Here is a 22,482-nt window from a genome sequence, read left to right on the forward strand (position 1 = left end):
GAGCAAACAGAAAGTTCTTCCCTCTTAACAAATGACAAATGACAAATGACCAATGACAAATGACAAATAACTAATAAATCACTATTTGAGGTTGCTCAATTGTGCCATCAGGCATTATAGTGTCGCGCAACTTCGCATAAGTCAGATTTGCCTTCCAAAGGTTTGCCTTACTCAAGTTTGCATTGGTTAAATTGGCCCATGTCAAATCTGCGCCAGTTAAGTTGGCTTCAGTCAAATTAGTTTCTAGTAATTTTGCTCCACATAGCTTTGCTCCTGTGAGATTTGCAAAACTTAAGTTAGCTTCAATCAGTGATGCTTCAATTAATGTGGCTTCACTTAGGTCTGCTTCTCTCAAATCCACATCACACAGAGAAGCACCCCAAAGATTACTACCTGTGAATTTCACCCGCCATAAGAAAGTTCCGCACAAATTTGCTTGTGTTAAATCAGCATTAATCAAATTGGCTTCACACAAAGATGCTTCATACAGATTAGCTTCACGTAAACTAGCTTGCATCAAATTTGCGCCACTTAAATTAGCACGAGTGAGAACACAGCCAGATAAATTTGCACCACGCAAATCCGCTCCGATGAAATTAATACCACTTAAATCAATTCCTTTCAGGTCGATTCCACTCAAGTCACATCTACTGAAATCCCGGCGCTGAAAATATTTATTTGTGATTTGACTTAATATAAATTCCTGCTGTTGGGCATAATTTTTCATGGTATTCACCTCTGGGTGTAATTTATCTCAAAGGTCGAGTGTGATAGTTACCGTATATTGAGAGTACACCTGAAATGGAGATCCGCTTAGTAAATAATCAAAAATAAATTGGCAAAAAACTGCCAATCGATTGAAAATACGCGTTTTTAGTGGTTTTTAAAACAAAAAATGCTGACATAAGTCATGAAATATTCATACAACAATAGTCATTTGTCATTAGTTATTTGTCCTTGGTCATTAGTACTAATGACTTCGATTTACCTACGGGTTTCATCTTATATGGGGTTTAAGATTCAAAATTTCCATCAGTACTGAGTACTTCTCCTCACTCATCACCCATTATGTAGGCGTAGCCCGATTTAATCATCGCGTATTTTTTTGTTACTTATACCAATTTCGTATGAAGATGCACATAATAATACTCCCCTGTAGTCCCCCCAAGGCATCGCTACGGTGTATACATAAGTCCTTCTCACCCCCTCTAACTCCCCCTTGTTAAGGGCTACGGTGTACACACAAGTAGAATTACCCCCCTTAATCCCCCCTTGCAAAGGGGGGAAACCGGAAAATCTTGTTCCCTCCCCAATGCATCGGGAGGGTTAGGGTGGGGTAATTCGAGGACTGGTAGTAATTCGATAACTTGTGTGTACACCGTAGCCCCTTTGCAAGGGGAGGGTTAGGGTGGCTAAAACCTTGATTAATTAGCTATTTCAGACTTGTGTGTACACCGTAGCAAGGCATCGGTGGGATGGCGATAGCCGGGGGGTGAATTATATGCAGCTTCACAAAAAAAACGGTATTACCCATTAATTTCAACTTGACAGATTACTATTGTGCTTTTTTATTTACTTGTAACCAAATTTCTAAACTAGCAAGCAACCACAACTTCACACCATAACGACTCCAAGTATCTCCTTGATAGTTTAACCAATTGCGAATTGGTAACTGGTTCAAATAAGGAGTGATAGCTGCATTCCGATTGAGCAATAAATCTCTGGCTTCTTGTTGCCAATATTTCCGAAATCCTAACTGCACTGGCACCATCATGCCACTTTTGGGACGATGAATAATTGTGTCTGGTAAAATATCTATGATCGCGTGTTTTAAAACCGCTTTCTCTTCCACTCCAGAAAGCTTATACTCTGGAGGTATTTCCATGCTTAAGTCTACTACTCGTTGGTCAAACAAGGGCGAACGACCTTGCAAAAGGGCTGCTTGAGTCAAGTTACTCACTTTCGTCAGAATTTGGTCAGCGCCTTTAAATTTGATATTCATAGCCATCAAACGATTGAGATAACTAGCTTGGGAATATAAATCTTTTTCAAAAACCCAAGGTGCGGTTTGTACTGCTTGCCAAACTTCTGGTTTTAAAAGTTGCGGTAAATCAACAGCGCACTTTTGGAAGGAAATTAAATAAGCTTGTAATGTATCCTGATTGGTGACAGAGCCATATAAACTATTAATTAACATTGGCTGATTTTTTGGCCCACCAAAACAGGGGTCGCCACCTTCACCATTTAAAACTACTTCTACGCTTTCTCTCGCTAATCTTCCCAGCAAAAGGTTGGGAACAGTCAGTGGGTCGCCAATGGGGTCATCTAAATAGGCCATTGTTTCTGGTAGACGTTCCCACATATCCTTAAAAGTAATTTCCAAAATGTGGTGCTGTGTCTGACAATGGGATGCAACGAGACTGGAAAATTCTAATTCATTGGGACATTCAGAACCAAAATGAATCGAGAAGGTGTGGACTGGTGCTTTGTGGAATTTTGACACTAAAGCAGTGATACCGCTAGAGTCCAAACCACCAGAAAGAAAAACGCCGACGGGTTCATTTGCTGGTGGTAAATATTCTTGAACAACTTGGTTTAGCAATTCTCGCAAGCGATCGCCATGCCATACTAAGGGTTGATCTATTGCTGTAATCTGTTCTTGAAGCTGCCAATAAGCTTGAACTTTGTAGTCGGGAAGTTCTAAAACGGTTCCAGGTCGCAATTCCTGCACCTCTTCCCAAAGGGTTCGTTCTCCTGGAATAAATGCACAACAAAGATAATCTCGTAACGCCACCAAATCTAAATCAGATGAACGATGGGGTGATAAAGTTCTTAGTTGAGGCGCAATCCAACGAACTGAACCAGTGGTAGTGTAATAGAGGGTACGAACACCGATGCGATCGCGAACCAACCTCAAAACCTGTTTTTCTCTATCCCAAATCACTAGGGCAAACATCCCCACAAGTTGCCTAAGACACTCAAAACCCCATCGTTCCCAAAGATTAGCCACCAGTTGCAGCGAACTTCCTTGAAAGCTATCCGGTTCAATTCCCAACTTTTGTAGCAACTGCACTTGGTTAGTTAACCAAACATCACCAACAACAACAAATCGTCCTCCAGAACTGATTGCTAATTTTTCCGTCAGAAATCCAGAAACCGTGTGTGGTAAAATTACAGAAATTTTTTCATCTCGCCAAGCTATATTTTCATAATTTTCATCAACTTTTCCCCACGCTACGCGCCAGGTTGGGTCAGTCTTGATGAATTCGATTTTAGGAGATTTACGGTGTTTAAACGCATCAAATAGCATGGGAAATTTTCAACGCATAATCAGTAATTTTAAGGTATTGCACAAACCTCTTTCCTGAAAATAGCTGTAATTGCAGTATGAGATTGATTCATACTTTTTCCAACTTTTACAACATGGAAGCAGATTCTATCCCTAAAACGATCGCACAAGCAAGTCAGCAAATGCAAAGTGGTTCGCTGACTTCCAGGAAATTAGTCAAACATTATCTCGAAGGTATCCAAAAGTCAAATCCTATACTCAATGCTTTTATTACAGTTATAGAGCAACAAGCCCTAGAAACTTCTACTAAACTAGATTTTGAGCGAAGCAACGGTCAAAAACACGGATTACTACACGGAATTCCTGTTGCGATAAAAGACAATATTGATACAGCAGAAGTCAAAACTACAGTTGGCTCACAACTTTTTTGCGAACTGACACGCATACCATTATCTGATAGTGTAATTGTTCAAAAGTTAAAGGCAGCAGGGGCGGTAATTTTAGGTAAGACAAATTTAAGCGAGTTTGCGGCTGACCTTTCTGGAAACAATCTTTTTTATGGAAATACCTGCAACGTCTGGAACCACAACCATTCATCGGGAGGTTCTTCTAGCGGAAGCGCAGCCGCTATTGCTGCTCATCTTTGTTTAGCTGGAATTGGTACTGATACTGGTGGTTCAATTCGAGTTCCCGCCAGTTTTTCAGGAGTGGTGGGAATACGCCCAACTCAGGGACTACTTAGCAATGAAGGTATTTTTCCCCGTACTCTTAGTTTTGATACAGTTGGGTTTTTGACAAATTGTGTAGAAGATATTGCTATTTTACTTGATGCTGTACTCTTCCCGATATCTACAAATTTAAAACAATTATACCCTCTACCAACCAATATCAAAGATTTAAAATTGGGCATAATTAGTAACTACACATTTCGTGGAATTGAAGGAGAAGTTGCCAAGGCAATTTATAACGCCATATCCATTTTGAAACAACTAGGAGCGGAAATTGTCACTCTAAATTCTCCATTTTTAGTAGAAGAATTTGATGAGGCGACTTACTCCACCATTGCTCTTTATGAATTCCATCAAGTTTTGCAATCAGAATACGCTACAAACCCCAACATATTTGGAGTTAAAGTACAAAGTGACTTATCCAAAGGAGTAAAAATTTCTCGTGACAGTTACAAAAAAGCAAAGGATAAATGGGAAAGATGCTTTCTGCAACGGCAAAAACTGTTTCAGCAAGTGGATATTCTGGTAACACCTACAACACCGATGGTTGCACCTTTCATTGACGCCGATACTAAAATTTATCAATTAAATCGGCGATTTATGTTACCTTTCAGTTTTCTAGGTTTACCTGCAATATCTCTGCCTTGTGGCCGAAGCAATCAAGGTTTACCTATAGGAATGCAACTTGTTGGTAATTCTTATACTGAAGCTTTGATTTTGAGAGTTGCCTTTGCCTTCCAGCTTGCTACTACAGGACTCATATTTGATTTCTGAAAAACTCAGTATAACTAAGAAGCCTTCTTTCTTGTTGCCTATTGCCTATTGCCTATTGCCTATTACCTATTACCTATTGCCTGTGTACGCAAATTAGTTCAGAAATCAAAGCGGATTCCTATAGTTTCTATGAAGATAGCCTTCTCTAACTAACGGTAAAACATTTCGCCCCACATTTTCGCACTCTTCTAAATGGGGATACCCAGACAGGATAAAAACTGTGATTCCCAAGTCTATGTATTGTAAAAGACGCTCCGCCACTTGTTGATAACTACCAACAATTGCCATTCCCGCACCACTCCGCACCACAGAAATTCCAGCCCAAAGCAGTGGTTCAACATACCAATCTTCATCAGCATTTCCCCGTAATTCCCATTGTCGGCTTTGACCGACACTTTCCCGTTTGGTATTGGGAAATTCGGTGGTTCGGGCTTTAGCTAATACTTTTGGAGAAACTTTTGTTAGCATTTCCTTTGCTGTTTCTCTGGCTTGAATTTCAGTTGGTCGAGCGATAATATTAATCCTCAATCCATAACGCACCTCATTTCTTCGTCCGCAATTAGTAACTAATTGTTGCATCTGGTTGATTCTATCAGCAAGTTGTTGCTGTGCTTCTCCCCACATCAGATAAACATCTGCAAATTCTGCACCCACTTGTTGAGCCATTTCACTCGCACCACCGAAATAAAATAGCGGCCCAGATGTTTGCAGAGGTAAAGTTTCTAACCGAGTTTGATGGAGTTGATAAAATTCTCCCTCATAGTTAAAGGGATTAGTGGTTGACCATAACTGCCGACAAATTTGCATAAATTCACGAGTCCGACGATAGCGGCTATCATGATCTAAATAATCACCATACATCGCCTGTTCGGTTGGTCGTCCACCTGTGACAATGTTAAGTGAAAGGCGGCCTTTACTGATGTGATCTAAGGTAACAGCCATTTTTGCCAAGATTGGGGCCGAATAGAAACCTGGACGCACAGCTACCATCGCCCCAGCACTAATGGTAAGCGCTAAAACTGCTGTTGCTAAAGTCCAAGCTTCCATTATGTGGTGGTTGAAGCCCATACCAATTAGAATCTGCTGGAACCCAAATCGTTCTGCTGTTTTAAAAATCTCAACAGTATACTCAAGACTGGGAGGACGTTCCCAAACAGGCAAACCCAAATAGAATCCATCACCAGATACCGGAGCACACCAGTTAAATTCCAGTCTTTGTTTTGCAAACATTGATGCAAGTTTTAGATTGCGATTCAATTATGAAGCATATTGTCATCAAACATAATATTGATAATTGATACAGCAGGAGCAAAAATTAGGGTACTTCACTCTATTACTTGCCTCTGCGACTAGAAGTCGCGGCTACACATACAAAACCCGCCTATGCGGGTTATAAAACTCGATTTTCTGCTAGTCCACGCAGGTGGACTTAGACTGTGTAAAATCTGCGATCGCAGATTTCCTTTGCCGCATCCAGAAATCGCAAGATTAACAAGCATCGCATATAGAAGCGTGGTCAAAAAATGCAAAAGCAATTGGAGTTGATGAAACCTTTGTCCTCAAAGATGCTAAGGAGGGTTTAAAACAAAGGCGATCGCAAGTGTTGCTGATTTCCCAACAAGCGATCGCTTCCCAGCAAGATGTAGCTCCAATGTCTATCTGTCGTTTCTGTTATATCTGTCGTTTCTGTTATATCTGTCGTTTCTGTTATATCTGTCGTTTCTGTTATATCTGTCGTTTCTGTTATATCTGTCGTTTCTGTTATATCTGTCGTTTCTGCGATCGCCAACTGAGAACTCGGCTCGGCAACCATTTTTCACCCAAATACGATTTCTCCTATAGCCCCAATTTCCTCTACAACTGGTGTTAGACAATTGCCTAACCAGTCTCACTCTGCCTCTAGTAGGTATTGAACAAGTATTCCTCTTATTATTCTGGCTTGAACAAGTGATTATCTCCTGAGCGGAAGCGGGAGCGACAACGCCCAAAAGTGTACCGATACTAACGGTGGCAGCCATGAAGGCGGCAGCAACTATCGGAAGACGCATAACCATGTTAGACCTCTTCAAAAATTAAAAAATAAAAACTACAATAATTGTAGCAAACCGTATTAAGAGACAATTTTAAATCAGATTAAATGTAAAGAATATTTGCATTCTCAACAGCATTATATACAAAGGTTTTCATGAAACGGATAGCCTGTATTGGAGTTTTAAGTTAGAACTTTAAAATATTTAATCTGGCTGCTGCCAGATTTTCAAAGTTTTATTTAAAGTGTAAAAATGGCATTGATTTGAAAGGTTATCTGAAAAGTATTTTGCTTTGACTTTAGACACTTTTAGATCCCCCCTAACCCCCCTTCAAAAGGGGGGAACCGGAATCAAAGTCCCCCTTTTGAAGGGGGATTTAGGGGGATCAAAAACTTTTGATCCTGACAAAAGGACTTTTAAAACATCCTCTGATACTACTTCTTTGTGAAAGGGATTTTAAGTAATTGCAATCCCAAATTAGGACGTTTAAAACTCTATCTAATCTTGTTTCAATCCCTAATAGGGATTTTAAGTAATTGCAATAGCACTCGAAAATTTAGCGGCTGAGTCTGCTATGGGATTTCAATCCCTAATAGGGATTTTAAGTAATTGCAATAGGAGTCGTAAACCATTATCAGCACGATATTCAATATTTCAATCCCTAATAGGGATTTTAAGTAATTGCAATTCCAATTGGATTGGGATTTGAGGCAGAAAGAAAATTATTTCAATCCCTAATAGGGATTTTAAGTAATTGCAATGTGTTTCTGTAGAAGGTGGCGTAAAAATATCAGAATTTCAATCCCTAATAGGGATTTTAAGTAATTGCAATAACAGTGAGTTAATCAGCGCAAAAGAAGCGTCAAATTTCAATCCCTAATAGGGATTTTAAGTAATTGCAATGAGTTTTCCCTGTGGGTTGAGTCGGGATATCTACATTTCAATCCCTAATAGGGATTTTAAGTAATTGCAATTCGCAAGCAGGGATTGTCAAATTTTATTGAAGAAGATTTCAATCCCTAATAGGGATTTTAAGTAATTGCAATCCGACATACCTTTCATCTGCCAAGGAATAGCAGCATTTCAATCCCTAATAGGGATTTTAAGTAATTGCAATATTGATGGAAGCCATAGTGAAACCTGCAATGGCAAATTTCAATCCCTAATAGGGATTTTAAGTAATTGCAATAGATTACCAACTAATCGATTTGTGAATAGAGCATATAATTTCAATCCCTAATAGGGATTTTAAGTAATTGCAATAATGATGCATGGGATGCGATCGCTTCCAACATGGCTATTTCAATCCCTAATAGGGATTTTAAGTAATTGCAATAAAACTGCCTCCACTTGGAAGCAGCGACTAAATATTTCAATCCCTAATAGGGATTTTAAGTAATTGCAATCATTCTAATAGTAACTGTGGTTGAGCTTCTAACTATTTCAATCCCTAATAGGGATTTTAAGTAATTGCAATCTTTATCCAGGGGATCTGGTCGATGATTGAGTCTATTTCAATCCCTAATAGGGATTTTAAGTAATTGCAATTAGCTGGCAATCTTGCGCTCGAACTTTATTCTGATTTCAATCCCTAATAGGGATTTTAAGTAATTGCAATATATCGCCGTCATCCTGAGCAGTATCCACAGCTACATTTCAATCCCTAATAGGGATTTTAAGTAATTGCAATTGATGTTTGCACCCGTGCAGAGTAACGAGTAGTACATTTCAATCCCTAATAGGGATTTTAAGTAATTGCAATCTTACTGCTCTGGGAAGTCAAAGGCTGTTATTGCTGTATTTCAATCCCTAATAGGGATTTTAAGTAATTGCAATCTAAATCTTCGGCATCTTCGGCATTTATAAAAAAAATTTCAATCCCTAATAGGGATTTTAAGTAATTGCAATGGCTGGCGTCTGAAAGCCTTGTCTTATTTGGTTTTCAAGGTTCGGTTGCGCGGATGCGAAAATCATAACACGAGGAATTGTGATTTGGCTAGAGGCAAATGGCTGAAAACTATTCCCCATAAGGTGCGCGGATAGTTTAGAAATGCGATCGCTCTCAAGTTCTTGCAGATAAGCCAATTCAGCCATTTTTGTAGTTACCTCTTCCCCAACACCTACCCATCCGCGCATTTGGCGAAAAAAACTAATCCGATTGGAAAGCTACTTACTAGATATCCTACTCGATTAGGTTAGCTGAGTTCAGTGCTGTAACTGATTTGGGCTACGCCTACGCAATAGCAACACCCCTAACCAACTCTTTATTTGGCAACGTCTTCAAAGTCTGTTATCGCACAAGCAAATTCTCTAAAAGCTGTTTTAATCAGAACCTCTTTCGTTCCCCTTTCCAGCGAAGAATTGCGTATGAGGTCTGTTAATTCTATGAACAACAGAGAAAACATAAAACGATCTTGGCGGTCAACTTGTTTCAAGCAAGACGATATAAACTGATAAAGCTCTGTTTTTCGAGGTTTGGTTTGTTCTTCCCATATTTGTAACCCAAGTCGAAAAGTTCTCAAACGGATTTCATTGGTGTTGAAGGACGCGTCTTTGTAGCGGACTGATACGCGTTGGGGTATTTCCATGAGTTTTAGCTATACATATTCAATGTAAAGTAATTATTCACTTATATTTTGGCTCAACCGGAAAAATCTGATATTTTGCACTAATCCCAACAGCGCCATAGGTTAGAAACGAATTACTTGGTGGACTGACAGGGAGGCACACAATACTTTTCGGGGAAAGGGCAAAGGGTAAAGGGAAAGGGTTTGAATTTACCTTTACCCGCAAGCCCATTAACTTTCCCCCAGACCAAAAGAAAGATTGTTGGGTTTATCCGAAAAGTATTGGGGACGCACAGACCATTGGTGTCAACTTAAGCCAAAAATAGCGTACTGATTGGGTGTTGTTCACCCGCCAGGGATTGTAAATCCCTGACTAATTGCTCAAGTCTACTGAAGTAGACTGAAAATTTTTGCGCCTCTTTAGTCCTCTTCAGAGGACTTTAACTATGAGACAGGGATTTACAATCCCTGGCGGACGTGCGGTTTCGCGTTAAGTTGACACCAGTGCGCACAGACTTGCCCCCATACCATCATCAATTTAGAGAATGCCCCAGAAATGGAGTAAACCTTGACCAGAAAAAGCTTCAATTAAAATCGCAGATAGAAAACCAATCATTGCAAGACGACCGTTCCAATTTTCACTCTGAGGGGTGAAACCAAAACGCACAGCATTAGGATCTTCTGAAACAATAGGCGCAGGATTCTTAAAACCTGTCATCAGTAAAACTCCAAATTTCAAGTGTTGTAGCAGTTGTAACTGTCTGTAAAGTAATGTAACAGATGTTGAATAAAATGCAACATTGAGTGAATAAAGAAAATCTGAAGAAAAATCCGCTCAATGAAGAGGAATTAGGGCAAGCGGGAGAGTTTTCTCCTTTTCCCCCTGCTTCCTGCCCCAATATCCTGCTCCTTTGCTTCTTCATTCTGCGGTTTCCATAGCTTATTAGATTGAAAATTCCCAAACTAAAGCAAGAAACCGATAGAGTTCGATTCGCTCACAGATAGCCAACAAGAAGCTTTAGAGATGGCTGTCTTAAAAGCAGATCACATGACTCAGATTTTGCAAAACTTATTGGATCTAGCACGAGTAAGTCACAGTATGATGCCATTACAACCTGAATTATTGCTACTCAATTATTTGGTTGCAGACATAGTTATAGATGATAGAGAAATTTGAACATCAGGTATTGAAGGCAAAGTTGCCGTACTTTCAAAGCCAGGTTATGGTAGCACTTTTATCTCACATTACCTGCTTTAGGAGCAAAAATATGACAGCACATATCCTTTTGGTGGAAGATGAAGTCAAACTGGCGCGATTTGTCGAATTAGAGCTTAGTAGCGAAGGATACAAAGTAAGTGTAGCCCATGATGGCATTGCTGGTCTAACCTTGGCGCGAGACTCATCACCAGATTTAGCGATTCTGGATTGGATGCTACCAGGTTTAACGGGTTTGGAAATTTGTCGGCGTTTGCGAGCAACAGGCAGTACAGTACCAGTAATTTTGTTGACAGCAAAGGATGAAGTGAGCGATCGCGTGGCAGGATTAGATGCAGGAGCCGATGATTATGTAGTTAAGCCCTTCAGCATTGAGGAACTACTAGCTAGAATTCGCGCTCATCTCCGCCGCACACAAGAAACAGACGAAGATGTGCTGCAATTTGAAGACTTAAGCTTAAATCGCCGCACCCGTGAAGTTTTTCGGACAAAACGAAGCATTGAGTTAACAGCAAAAGAGTTTGACTTATTAGAATATCTCCTTTCACATCCTCGTCAAGTATTTACTAGAGACCAAATTTTAGAGAAAGTTTGGGGTTACGACTTTATGGGCGATTCTAATATTATTGAAGTCTATATTCGTTATTTGCGACTCAAGTTAGAAGAAAATAATGAAAAGCGTTTGATTCATACAGTCCGTGGTGTAGGCTATGCACTACGGGAGTAATCATAATGACTTGGTAATTTCAATAAAAAGCAACATATTCAAGACAAAAGAGGATCATGAATAAAAAATGGGCTGTTAAACGACTAACAGTAAATCTCACAATCGAGGAAATGAAAAAACTTGAATGCTACTGTGCTTTGACGGGAAGACCAGCAACAGATGTAATTCGAGAATTGCTCCGAACTCTTGAGGTTGACAATGCTGAAAACTCTGAGATGAAAGCAGCAGATTTAACTAGAACTGTTGGTAGTTGATCAAAATCACAGTAACTATTCACTCGAATATCCCGCCAAATCTCAGAAATCTGCTACTGTGATTTGCCACAATCTCGATTTTCCATCAATTATTTATTGACAGACTACTAGCTTAGTGGTGCGGGGCATAATAGCCCCCATCGACTCTACGCACTCCCGATTCAAATCTTTAAGGATATCCAATCCCCAATTCCCTATTAAAGCTTTCAAAGTGGAGAGATAAAAGAGCGCGTGGAGTCAGCTAAACTAAAGAAGAATTGCTTAATAAGTTTTAATAATTCTGTTATGAGTACTGATTCACCTCTTAATTCTCCCGAAAAACCTGAATCCACATTTGGGAAACGTCTGAGAAATTTCTTAATTGTAATGGTAGCGATCGCACTTAGCGTTTCCCTCGTCTTAGGATTGCGAACTGAAACAACCTCGGCAACTCTAGCTAAGTTAAGTGAGACTTCCACACCGTTAGAAGTAGCAATCAGCAACGGCAAACCATCTCTAGTAGAGTTTTATGCTGATTGGTGTACTGTCTGCCAAAAAATGGCCCCAGATATCACTCAACTAGAAACAGAGTATGCTGACAAGATGAATTTTGTCATGCTGAATGTGGATAATACCAAGTGGCTGCCAGAAATGCTGAGATATCGGGTGGATGGGATTCCCCATTTTGTATTTTTGAGTCAGCAAGGAGAAACCATCGCCCAAGCCATCGGCGATCAACCCCGGACGATTATGGCAAGCAATTTAGAAGCTTTGGTTACTGGTTCGTCTCTGCCTTATGCTCAAGCTAGCGGCAAAGTTTCCAAGTTTTCAGCCCCAGTAGCACCAACGACGAATCAAGATGACCCCCGCAGTCATGGCAGCCAAGTAGTAAATTAAGATAATTCGTAAGTCGTAATATGATGTCCGTCAAATTACCCATAATAAACAGTTTGTAGTGGGGACTTCAGTCCCCAAAGTCAGGACTAAAGTCTTTACTACGAACATTTTTTATTCAGCTTGATTAGCCGGACGTAATGTAATACGTAATTCGCAATCAAAGATTATTATGTAAGGGATTTAGACTCTGATGGTTCCTGAGTCTGTCGTTTTCGTAGTGCATTACCTACCTAATCCCCACTTCCCTGTCCCCTTTATGTAAGAGATTGGCGCTTGAGACGCTTATGAGCGTACATTAATTTGTCAGAACTGGCGATTAGCTGTTCTAGTGACATATTGCTTTCTGGTGAGTAACGCTCTATCCCCATACTCATTGAAAGTTCATAGCTACGGTTTTGCTGTTGATTAAAGTTGGCGATATTTGCTTGCAGATACTCTTGGATGCTATCAGCGTCCTTAAAGTAGCTGGAGATGAAAACAATAAACTCATCTCCACCCAAGCGGGCAACAATATCCGAGTTCCGAAAACTTTGCTTGAGTAATTGACCAGCATCAATAATTAAGGCATCTCCTATATCATGACCAAGGGTGTCGTTAATCTGTTTTAGCCCATCTAAATCAATGAAGATCACCCAGCACAACGCTTTCATGCGGTGAGCAATTTTTAACTCTTGTTCAGCCATCAGAAAGAAACCACGTCGGTTATGCAAACCGGTTAATTCATCAGTCAGCGATGCTTGTTTGCGGTTGCGGACTTCCTGAATAAGTTCCATCTGAGCGATCGCCTGACGACTTAGGCGGCGCAGTGCATCTAACTGCTGGTAACTTAGATGATGAGGAATGGTATCCAAAACACACAACGTCCCAATAGGAAGACCATCGGGTGTAATTAGAGGAGCACCAGCATAAAAACGAATTTTGAGATTACCTTTGACTAGGGGATTATTATTAAAGCGATCGTCATTGATGGCGTTGGGAACCACTAATATATCCTCTGGTTGAAGAATAGCATGGGCACAAAAAGCCAACTGTCTAGGTGTTTCCCTAACTTTTAGTCCAACCTTAGATTTAAACCATTGGCGATCGCTATCAACTAAGCTAATTAAAGCAATTGGAGTCTTACAAATGTAGGCAGCAAGAGCAGTTATATCATCAAATGCTTCTTCAGGCAGGGTATCTAAAATATTGTATTCCGCCAATGCTTTGAGTCTTTCTGCTTCATTTTCAGGTAGAGGAACAGCTTGGGTTTTCACAGATGAGTGTCTGAGCCTTAGCCAGAAAAGTCTGGGACGCTGGAAATTTTGCAACAACTGTAAGATTACCTCTCCAGCAGCAAGGCTGCATGACATAAACATCTCTGCAACGACAATCAACATTCGGTTGAATATACAGAAATATTGTATTACATGATGTTCTTCATGCCTTTGGTTTGCTCTGTTGTTCATGTCACCCTAGCTTTCACTGTGCAAAATCCCTGAATATGTAGATGCTTACAAGGTCTTTTGCCCAAAGCCAGCTTGAAAATAATTAATTATAGCTAAAAATTATCAAAACTTATTATATCGTCAGGCTTCCTTCGTCAAAACTTGATAATTTTGATACCGCTAATTTGTCTATGTACACGTAAGTTGCAAGGGTCAGCTTCCAACTCCTGCAACTTCTCTTTCTGGTCTACGGAGGCGATCGCTTAACTTTGTAATCCCTCTCGATCATCTCTGCGTAGACGCGCAGAGATAGGCTCAAGAGTAGTTACAGCAGGAGTTCTAAGTTATGCAGAATTTTTCTCTATGACCAAACCAAGTTGCCTCTGCTAGAAGTCGCGGCTACACATACAAAACCCGCCTACGCGGGTTATAAAACTTGATTTTCTGCTAGTCTACGCAGGTGGACTTAGAGGTTGTTTGAAAAGTCGCAAAGTATACTAGAAACCCCGCTTCCATTCCTCTCCCCGAAAAATCGAGAGGCTTTGAAACCCCCATTCCCTTGTAGGGAAGGGGGGCTAGGGGGGTTAGGTTTCCGAGATTTAGATGTTACCAAAAATACTTTTCAAACATTCTCTTAGCGTGTGTAGTAGCGAATTATATTCCAATACGCTTGGGTTAAGAGCTAATTGTACAAAATTGTGGGTTTTCGAGACGCGATAAATCGCCGTCTCTACAAGTGTTTTGATCTTATCTGAACTGTATTGAATTATATTCGCCCAAAACTTTTTAAACATCCTCTAAATAAACTTTGCTGCTAAATCTCTAAACACAGTGGAATAATTTTCTTCTCCCTAGAGCAATTTCCAGTATCACATCAGGCTTGAATTACTCTTTATACGACTCCAAAATCCCACTACGAATCATTAGTTGTGGCCAAAACAACACAAAAAATCCCATCCATGTTACTACAGGGATAGAGACGAGAACTGTTAGCCAGATAGTTTTAAATAGTAACCAGCTACCACCAATCAGTGTTATACCTGTGAGAACTATAGACCAGGGCTGACACCACCAAGGTTTGTAGTTCCAAGGACTTATGGGTTTTTGTTCAGTCATTAGTTTTATTTAGTAAAACTCCAAATATTCCTTTAACAATTATGAGTTACTTTGACAGATTAAGTTTTGTCGTACTCTATTTTTCCATAGTCAAGTTTGATAATTCGGTCTGCTAAATGAAAATAGTGATCGTCATGGCTAATCACTAGCACTGTTTTGCCCCGCGATCGCAGTTCTGGCAAAAGTTGAGTGTAGAATATTTCCTTGAATACTGGATCTTGATCGGCTGCCCATTCATCAAATAGATAAATTGGTCGATCTTCCAAGTAAGCTGTGAGTAAAGCTAGTCGTTTTCGTTGTCCTTGAGAAAGTGCCGTGGTAGAAAGTTGTCCATTTTCAACTTTCACTTTATGGTCTAGTTGCAGTTGTTGTAAATATTTTGTCGCTTGAGCATCCAAGAGGGAATTTTTTAATCCTAAAAGTTCTTCAAATAAATAAAAGTCGGAAAATACCACAGAGAAATGCTGGCGATACCATTCTCGATTCTTTTCTCTAATTAGCTCCTCATCGAAGATAATCTCGCCGTTCTCAGGGATGTAAAGTCCAGTAATTAGCTTTGCTAGGGTAGATTTTCCGCTACCATTCCCGCCGACAATGAAGACCAATTCTTGAGGATATAGTGTTAGATTGATGGGGCCAAAGATAAAGCTATTATCTTCTTGATCTGTGTAGTAAGTGTGGGTAACACTTTTAAATTTTAAGCTGTGCCAGTCAGATTTCAGGGCAGGTGGAACAGTGGATATTTCAGTTCGACTCGCTAGAGATAAACCCAGAGATTCGATTTTTTGAAAGGCAATGCTGGCTTTACTTAATAAAGGAAGTTTGCTGATGATGTTATCCATTGGTAACACCAAGTAAGTGAAGGTCAAAATGTAACCAGAGAGAGTTTCGGCATTGATGGTAAGCAGATTCGGCAGCGCAAACAATACAAAACCGAGGGCAAAAAAGAATATGAGTTGACCCCAGCTTGAAGTCATGGCAAAAAGAGTTAGACCGTTCACGTTGTGATGACGGAACTCGGTAGCAGTTGATTTTAGTTTTTCTTCTAAAAAGTCTTGACGCCGCTTATAATTCAGCTTGAGTTCCTTGACTCCTTCGGTAATGGTGCGAAAATGTTTAAATAGCTGATCTTCATCTTCACGAGCTAGGGCCAGCAATTTACCGCCTCTGTTGAGTAGCCACTGACAACTAGCGATCGCAACTACTGAAATCCCACAAACCATTAACAATACTAACCAAGAGAGCCAAGTTATATACGCAATACAACCCAAGACGATCGCTAAATTAATAAAGATGAAAGGCATCTGATAAACAGCATTGGCAACCGCCTGAATATCTTCTGTGAGAGTTGCCAATAATCGAGGATTCCCCAAGCGTTCCAGATGACTCAACTCGGAAGCGAGAATCTGGCGACTCAAACGCATCCGTAATTGCAAAACTGCACTCTGAGAAAGGCGAATCAGCATCACTTGAGAAATGATACTGGTAATCAGTGCAACTATTGCCAGTCCCGCAAAACCCCAAATTATCGATGTGAGGCGGGAAGCATTACCGCTACTAGCAGCACGGCTAATTAAGGCAATCAAACCAGCACTACTACCGCCACTCAAGAATCCAGTAGCGATCGCGATCGCTACCATTCCCCACGAAGAACGCAAAAGAAAATAAATCAAATTCATGATATTGGCTTGCCAACAAACTCAGTTCGCCCTTCTATGGGAAATTTTATATTTTACAGTTAAAAACCTCTGAAAGATCACGGTAAGCTAGTTTGCATTACCAAAGAAGAATTCAGAATTCAGGAGCCAGAATCCAGAATGGATTCTGTGCGACTGGATGGAAAATCGAGGTTTAAAGCCCCCGATTTTAAGACGCTCAAGGATTCGCTACCGCTACGCTATCGTGGAGAAGAAAAAATTCTTTCCGATTGTTACCCCTGACTTCAGGCATGGGGTATTCTGAATTCTGAATTCTGTCTTCTGACTCCTTCTCATAGCTGATTGTGTCAATAAACTGTCAAATTAGCTGCTCAGTTTTCCAGGGTGAAATTTGCAATGACTGTGAATCTAAAGTCTTTAGAGAACCAAATTCATGTCGCGGCCGATTCCAAAACCGCTCCGATCACTCAAAGAACCCGCTACGTTCCTTCGCAACATCGACGAATTCTGTGTATATTTCCGAAATACAGCCGCTCCTTTGGTACTTTTCATCATGCCTACCCACTCATGGGCAATGTCCGGGCTTTTATGCCACCCCAAGGTATTTTAATTGTGGCTGCCTACTTACCTCAAGAATGGGAAGTGCGGTTTATTGATGAGAATGTCAAATCAGCAACAAGGGCTGATTACCAATGGTGTGATGTGGTGATTGTAAGTGGAATGCATATCCAAAAACCACAGATTAATCAAATTAATGAACTTGCCCATCGAGCCGGGAAAATTACAGTTGTGGGTGGCCCTTCGGTATCTGGGTGTCCAGAATATTATCCTGAATTTGACATTTTACACTTGGGTGAATTGGGAGATGCAAGCGATCGCATGATCGAATATCTAGACCAAAATCTGGAACGTCCCCAAACGCAAATTCGCTTTGAAACCAAGGAACGTTTACCCTTAACAGAGTTTCCCACCCCAGCTTATCATTTGCTGAATATCAATGATTATTTTCTAGCAAATGTCCAGTTTTCTAGTGGTTGCCCTTATCGTTGTGAGTTTTGTGATATTCCCGAACTCTATGGCAACAGTCCCCGGATGAAAACACCAGAGCAAGTAGTCGCGGAGCTAGACGCAATGCGACAATCTGGCAATTTGGGAGCAGTGTATTTTGTCGATGATAACTTTGTTGGCGATCGCCGCGCTGCCATGAAGTTGCTTCCTCACCTGATTGACTGGCAAAAACGCAATGGCTACCCTATCCAGTTTGCCTGTGAAGCAACTCTCAACCTAGCTCAAAGTCCAAAGCTGCTGGAGATGATGCGCGAAGCTTATTTCTGCACAATCTTTTGCGGCATTGAAACACCTGAAGCAAATGCTCTCCATGCTATTTCCAAAGACCAAAATCTGAGTATGCCAATCTTAAAAGCAATTCAGGTTTTAAATAGCTATGGCATGGAAGTAGTATCAGGAATCATTATCGGGTTAGATACAGATACACCAGAAACAGCAGATCGAATTATCGAATTTATTCGGGCATCCCAAATTCCCATGTTGACAATTAACTTACTTCATGCTTTACCAAGAACTCCTTTATGGCGGAGATTAGAAGCAGAAGGACGACTTGTCTTTGATGAAAGCCGTGAATCAAATGTGGAGTTTTTAATGCCTTATGAGCAAGTTGTTGAGATGTGGCGGCGCTGCATCACAACTGCTTATGAGCCAGAATTTTTATATCAGCGGTTTGCCTACAATATGGAACACACCTATCCAAACCGTATCGAAGTTCCTAACAGCCCGTCTCGAACTTCTGGGGCTAATATTCGCAAAGGTTTAACTTATTTAGCTAATATTTTGTTGCGGATAGGCATATTTAGTAATTATCGTCAGACTTTCTGGAAAATGGCAAAGCCAGCACTAAAAGCAGGTAATATTGAAAACTTGATTCATGTTGGACTTGTCGGACACCATTTGATTAAGTTTGCCCAAGATTGTGCCAAGAATCAAGAATCGGCTTCGTTTTATTCCCAAAAAATTCTCACTAAAGTTCGTAGCTAACTGTCATTGATTAGTCTAGTCTCAGAGGTTGTTTGAAAAGTCTTCTTGTCGGAATCAAAAATTTTAGATCCCCCTAAATCCCCCTTAAAAAAGGGGACTTTGATTCCGGTTCCCCCCTTTTTTAGCTACGGTGTACACACAATAATGAATCTAGATTTACCCCCCTTAGTCCCCCCTTGCAAAGGCTACGGTGTATACACAAGTCAAAAAAGTTTGATTTTTCATTGTTCTCTCGTTTATCTTGTTCCCATGCTCTGCATGAGAATGCTCCTCGTTGAGGCTCTGTCTCCAATCTGGCATTGAGTCAGAGACTCAATGAATGCATTCCCAGTCGGAGACTGGGAACGAGGAAAGTCTTATCAAGCTAGGTTTTTAGGACTTGTGTATACACCGTAGCCTTGCAAAGGGGGGAAATATCCGGTTCTCCCCCTTTGCAAGGGGGAGTTAGAGGGGGTCATAAGTACTTGTGTATACACCGTAGGTCTACATAAAATTAGAGGCGGAGCAGAGTGGGGATTAGAAGAAGTTGCAACTGAATTTTAAGCCAAAGCAACTGCTGGTTGTTGCCAGCGTCCCACCGCCTTACCAATCACTGCTAATTCTTGCATCAAGTTGTCAAAACGGTCTGGTGTGAGAGATTGGGGCCCGTCGGATAAAGCTTTGGCAGGATTGGGGTGAACCTCTATCATCAGGGAATCTGTACCAGCTGCGATCGCAGCCATTGCCATTGAAGGCACAAACTCAGACCAACCCACGCCGTGACTGGGGTCAATCATGATTGGCAGGTGAGTCAGCTTTCGCAACACTGGTACTACTGATATATCCAGCGTATTTCGCGTATACTGGCGGTCAAAGGTGCGTATTCCCCTTTCACACAAAATCACATTGGGATTGCCAGATGCCAAAATATACTCGGCTGCCATCAACCAATCTTCAATAGTAGCGGCCATTCCTCGCTTCAACAGAACTGGTTTCGGCTGCGCTCCCACTTTTTTGAGCAAGGAGAAATTCTGCATATTCCTTGCCCCCACCTGGATTACGTCAGCAACTTCTGCTATTTTATCCAGGTCGGCGGCATCCATAACTTCTGTAATAATACCTAGTCCGCTCACTTCCCGCGCCTTCGCCAACAAATCCAAAGCACTCTCGCCGTGTCCTTGGAAGGCGTAAGGTGAAGTCCGGGGTTTGTATGCCCCGCCGCGCAAAAACTTGGCTCCAGCCGTCTTGACGCGCCGTGCTGTTTCCACAATCATTTCTTCATTTTCTACCGAACACGGGCCAGCAACGACTACTAAGGGGTGGTGTTCACCAAATACCACTGCTCCATTGGGAGTATTAACCACCACTTCTGAAGCTTCACCGTGGCGATACTGGCGGCTGGCTCGTTTGTAAGGCTGCTCTACCCGTAACACCTGCTCAATCCAGGGGCTAACTTCCTGAACTTGTAATGGATCTAAGTTGGCGGTTTCACCTACTAGACCAATAACTACTTTGTGTTGACCAACGATTTTTTCTGGAGTTAGTCCCCAGCTAGTTAGTTCCTCATCAATGCGGTTTATTTCCGCCTCTGGGGAACCACTTTTCATTACTATAATCATGTGAAAGTTCCTGATTAATTGAGTAAAATTTTCTGTAAATGGGCTAACTTTATTGTTGCTTATCAGCCTAATTACGAGTAGTTAAAAATAAAACTTATTTACAAAATAAATAGACAAAATATAGCGCTCAGTCAGTAGTTTTACTACTAAATAACTGCATGTACGGGTATAAAAAGTATTATATAAAATTTAATTAGCAATGTTGAAGTTATAAAATTTCAACTTCAACATTCACTTCTTTATTTACCCAATACCGCAGTTATGTAATACCTGAGCGCCGTTTATTATGAGTTTTTTTGCCGAGTTTCGCGCCAAGCTGCCACCATTCGTCCCCAATTGGTGTTGAACTCACCCAAACCCAGCAAACTTCCATCTTTTTCTTCATCCCAAGAGGCAGAGAGAACGCCATAAGTTATCCCTAAGACCCCCAAACCAAATAATCCCATATTCACCAGTAGCACGGCGATGGGAGGTAGTCGGATGTCGGAGTAGATAGCAAGCAGATAGCTAACAACCAAGGCGCTAATGCCCAAAGCTGTTGGTACACCACAGAACCCAGCTACGCGTCTGATCATGCGTTCGCTGACTACTTGGGGAATTGCCATCTCTTGTTTGGTGTAAGGCACCTTTCTCTCAGCCTGTTTGACGGATTCTTGTGGCTGTGCTGCTGGTTTACTTTGACCTTTTGCGGGTTTTTGGCGCTTTTTGTTTGGTTCAAAGGGCAAGCGACTGCGTTCAGATTCTTCAGCAGACATAAGCGGTAGTCCTATCCACGAATACCAAGGCGAGCAATCAAAGCTTGATATTTTTCGCGGCTTTCCTGCGATATATAAGCTAGAAGACGCTTGCGCTGACCAATTAGCTTTAACAGTCCCCGCCGGGAAGAATGGTCTTTTTTATTTGCCTGGAGATGTTCGCTGAGGCGGTTAATCCGCTCAGTGAGCATGGCTACTTGGACATCGGCCGAGCCAGTGTCGGTTTCGTGAACTTGGTAATTGGAAATTATTTCTTGTTTCCGCAGTTGCGTCAGGGCCATGATCGATTCAGTTTCTAGTTTTTCTAAATGTATGCAGCAGTCTCCCATAATATCACAGCCCTCAAGCTGGATGTGGAATGACCTTATATAGCCTAAAGACTGTACTTTTTGATACAAAGTAATCAAGAAGCAAAACTTTTATCATACTCCTTGGTATCAAAAATTTTAGATCCCCCTAAATCCCCCTTAAAAAGGGGGACTTTGATTCCGGTTCCACCCTTTTTAAGGGGGGTTAGGGGGGATCTAAAAGTGCCTAAAGTCACAGCGAAACACTTTTCAAACAACCTCTAATAGGGATTTTAGTTGATTGCAATAACAAGCGATCGCAGATACTTTTGCTCAAGCTGCGTTTCAATCCCTAATAGGGACTTTAGTTGATTGCGATTTATCTAACCAGTCGGCGTTATTGTAATTAATCATGTTTCAATCCCTAATAGGGATTTTAGTTGATTGCGATAGGGTGTTTGTCCTTTGCTGTGGAATCATAAGCGTGTTTCAATCCCTAATAGGGATTTTAGTTGATTGCGATATCTACGGTTGATAAGAGGAATTGGTCTATTCGTTTCAATCCCTAATAGGGATTTTAGTTGATTGCGATTTGATTGTCCCCCTGGCGGGAATTTCAACATAACCGTTTCAATCCCTAATAGGGATTTTAGTTGATTGCGATGATGCTTTTAAACCCTTGGTAAAGAGCATCAATAGGTTTCAATCCCTAATAGGGATTTTAGTTGATTGCGATGGTTTTTAGCTTATTCCTCCTATAAACATAAGCTAGTTTCAATCCCTAATAGGGATTTTAGTTGATTGCGATGTTTAGCGATCGCGGACTCAGTAAACCTTGGATGTTTCAATCCCTAATAGGGATTTTAGTTGATTGCGATAAAAGACTAGGTTAATCAAGGATTTGGAGTTATCTGTTTCAATCCCTAATAGGGATTTTAGTTGATTGCGATCGGTGGTTTTTTGTATACTGTTGATGGCAGTAAAAGTTTCAATCCCTAATAGGGATTTTAGTTGATTGCGATTCGCTCAGGTTGGGGAAGTCCCCACCGATGTTCAGTTTCAATCCCTAATAGGGATTTTAGTTGATTGCGATGAATCATTGGCTTTGCTCGTGTCAAAACGATTTGTTTC

Annotated in this window: 18 protein-coding genes and 2 CRISPR repeat arrays (1 of these 20 running past the window's edge); of the genes, 6 read left to right on the forward strand and 12 right to left on the reverse strand. The window is 40.9% G+C overall.

Annotation, left to right across the window (positions count from 1 at the left end):
* Window positions 1-70: 70 nt before the first annotated feature.
* Together HUN01_RS19830 and HUN01_RS19835 are read right to left on the reverse strand one after the other, a co-directional pair.
* Entirely contained in the window at window positions 71-727 is a 657-nt protein-coding gene (locus tag HUN01_RS19830) for a pentapeptide repeat-containing protein (RefSeq protein WP_181927636.1), read from the reverse strand.
* Between the two features lie 828 nt (window positions 728-1,555).
* Window positions 1,556-3,310 (reverse strand): asparagine synthetase B family protein, encoded by a 1,755-nt coding sequence (locus tag HUN01_RS19835; RefSeq protein ID WP_181927637.1) that lies wholly within the window; start codon window positions 3,308-3,310, stop codon window positions 1,556-1,558.
* A gap of 113 nt (window positions 3,311-3,423) precedes the next feature.
* Here HUN01_RS19835 and HUN01_RS19840 point away from each other — a divergent pair, with 113 nt between their 5' ends.
* Window positions 3,424-4,791 (forward strand): amidase, encoded by a 1,368-nt coding sequence (locus tag HUN01_RS19840; RefSeq protein ID WP_181927638.1) that lies wholly within the window; start codon window positions 3,424-3,426, stop codon window positions 4,789-4,791.
* A 105-nt stretch (window positions 4,792-4,896) separates the two neighbouring features.
* On the opposite strand, the gene HUN01_RS19845 is transcribed toward HUN01_RS19840, so the two are convergent.
* The 4 genes from HUN01_RS19845 to HUN01_RS19860 form a co-directional block, all read right to left on the reverse strand.
* On the reverse strand, window positions 4,897-6,021 hold the full coding sequence (locus tag HUN01_RS19845; RefSeq protein WP_181927639.1) for an LLM class flavin-dependent oxidoreductase: 1,125 nt from the start codon (window positions 6,019-6,021) through the stop codon (window positions 4,897-4,899).
* A gap of 425 nt (window positions 6,022-6,446) precedes the next feature.
* Window positions 6,447-6,845 carry a DUF3011 domain-containing protein gene (locus tag HUN01_RS36625; protein ID WP_203219490.1) on the reverse strand — a complete coding sequence of 133 codons (399 nt, stop codon included), beginning with the start codon at window positions 6,843-6,845 and terminating at the stop codon, window positions 6,447-6,449.
* A 482-nt stretch (window positions 6,846-7,327) separates the two neighbouring features.
* A CRISPR array of direct repeats spans window positions 7,328-8,729; the repeat unit is 37 nt; unit sequence ATTTCAATCCCTAATAGGGATTTTAAGTAATTGCAAT.
* A 356-nt stretch (window positions 8,730-9,085) separates the two neighbouring features.
* A complete protein-coding gene (locus tag HUN01_RS19855) occupies window positions 9,086-9,409 on the reverse strand; it encodes a hypothetical protein (RefSeq protein ID WP_069073361.1) in 324 nt (107 codons plus the stop codon).
* A gap of 517 nt (window positions 9,410-9,926) precedes the next feature.
* Window positions 9,927-10,106 (reverse strand): chlorophyll a/b-binding protein, encoded by a 180-nt coding sequence (locus HUN01_RS19860; protein WP_012407782.1) that lies wholly within the window; start codon window positions 10,104-10,106, stop codon window positions 9,927-9,929.
* A 306-nt stretch (window positions 10,107-10,412) separates the two neighbouring features.
* On the opposite strand from HUN01_RS19860, the gene HUN01_RS19865 reads away from it, so the two are divergent.
* From HUN01_RS19865 to HUN01_RS19880, 4 genes are all read left to right on the forward strand, one after another.
* The gene (locus HUN01_RS19865; protein ID WP_181927640.1) at window positions 10,413-10,565 is read left to right on the forward strand and encodes a hypothetical protein; all 153 of its coding nucleotides are present in this window, start codon (window positions 10,413-10,415) and stop codon (window positions 10,563-10,565) included.
* Window positions 10,566-10,656: 91 nt separating this feature from the next.
* Window positions 10,657-11,331, forward strand: a complete 675-nt coding sequence (locus tag HUN01_RS19870; RefSeq protein ID WP_069073362.1) for a response regulator transcription factor — start codon at window positions 10,657-10,659, stop codon at window positions 11,329-11,331.
* Between the two features lie 56 nt (window positions 11,332-11,387).
* Window positions 11,388-11,585: a CopG family transcriptional regulator gene (locus HUN01_RS19875; protein WP_181927641.1), complete on the forward strand. Its 198-nt coding sequence runs from the start codon at window positions 11,388-11,390 to the stop codon at window positions 11,583-11,585.
* A gap of 285 nt (window positions 11,586-11,870) precedes the next feature.
* Entirely contained in the window at window positions 11,871-12,461 is a 591-nt protein-coding gene (locus HUN01_RS19880; RefSeq protein WP_181927642.1) for a thioredoxin family protein, read from the forward strand.
* A gap of 254 nt (window positions 12,462-12,715) precedes the next feature.
* Here HUN01_RS19880 and HUN01_RS36385 read toward each other — a convergent pair whose 3' ends face one another.
* From HUN01_RS36385 to HUN01_RS19895, 3 genes are all read right to left on the reverse strand, one after another.
* On the reverse strand, window positions 12,716-13,906 hold the full coding sequence (locus HUN01_RS36385; RefSeq protein WP_181927643.1) for a sensor domain-containing diguanylate cyclase: 1,191 nt from the start codon (window positions 13,904-13,906) through the stop codon (window positions 12,716-12,718).
* Window positions 13,907-14,770: 864 nt separating this feature from the next.
* Window positions 14,771-15,001, reverse strand: coding sequence for a DUF6737 family protein (locus tag HUN01_RS19890; protein ID WP_181927644.1), 231 nt, complete (start codon window positions 14,999-15,001; stop codon window positions 14,771-14,773).
* A gap of 59 nt (window positions 15,002-15,060) precedes the next feature.
* Window positions 15,061-16,680 (reverse strand): cyclic peptide export ABC transporter, encoded by a 1,620-nt coding sequence (locus HUN01_RS19895; protein WP_181927645.1) that lies wholly within the window; start codon window positions 16,678-16,680, stop codon window positions 15,061-15,063.
* Window positions 16,681-17,055: 375 nt separating this feature from the next.
* Here HUN01_RS19895 and HUN01_RS19900 point away from each other — a divergent pair, with 375 nt between their 5' ends.
* A complete protein-coding gene (locus tag HUN01_RS19900) occupies window positions 17,056-18,711 on the forward strand; it encodes a B12-binding domain-containing radical SAM protein (protein WP_181927646.1) in 1,656 nt (551 codons plus the stop codon).
* Window positions 18,712-19,250: 539 nt separating this feature from the next.
* On the opposite strand, the gene aroF is transcribed toward HUN01_RS19900, so the two are convergent.
* From aroF to rpsO, 3 genes are all read right to left on the reverse strand, one after another.
* Window positions 19,251-20,309, reverse strand: a complete 1,059-nt coding sequence (gene aroF / locus HUN01_RS19905; RefSeq protein WP_181927647.1) for a 3-deoxy-7-phosphoheptulonate synthase — start codon at window positions 20,307-20,309, stop codon at window positions 19,251-19,253.
* Window positions 20,310-20,593: 284 nt separating this feature from the next.
* On the reverse strand, window positions 20,594-21,064 hold the full coding sequence (locus HUN01_RS19910; protein WP_181927648.1) for a PAM68 family protein: 471 nt from the start codon (window positions 21,062-21,064) through the stop codon (window positions 20,594-20,596).
* Between the two features lie 11 nt (window positions 21,065-21,075).
* Entirely contained in the window at window positions 21,076-21,345 is a 270-nt protein-coding gene (rpsO, locus tag HUN01_RS19915; RefSeq protein ID WP_041565894.1) for a 30S ribosomal protein S15, read from the reverse strand.
* A 277-nt stretch (window positions 21,346-21,622) separates the two neighbouring features.
* Window positions 21,623-22,482: a CRISPR direct-repeat array (repeat unit 37 nt; unit sequence GTTTCAATCCCTAATAGGGATTTTAGTTGATTGCGAT); it runs 1,470 nt beyond the window's last position.

This window comes from Nostoc edaphicum CCNP1411, from assembly GCF_014023275.1.
GTDB classification, from domain to species: Bacteria; Cyanobacteriota; Cyanobacteriia; order Cyanobacteriales; family Nostocaceae; genus Nostoc; species Nostoc edaphicum_A.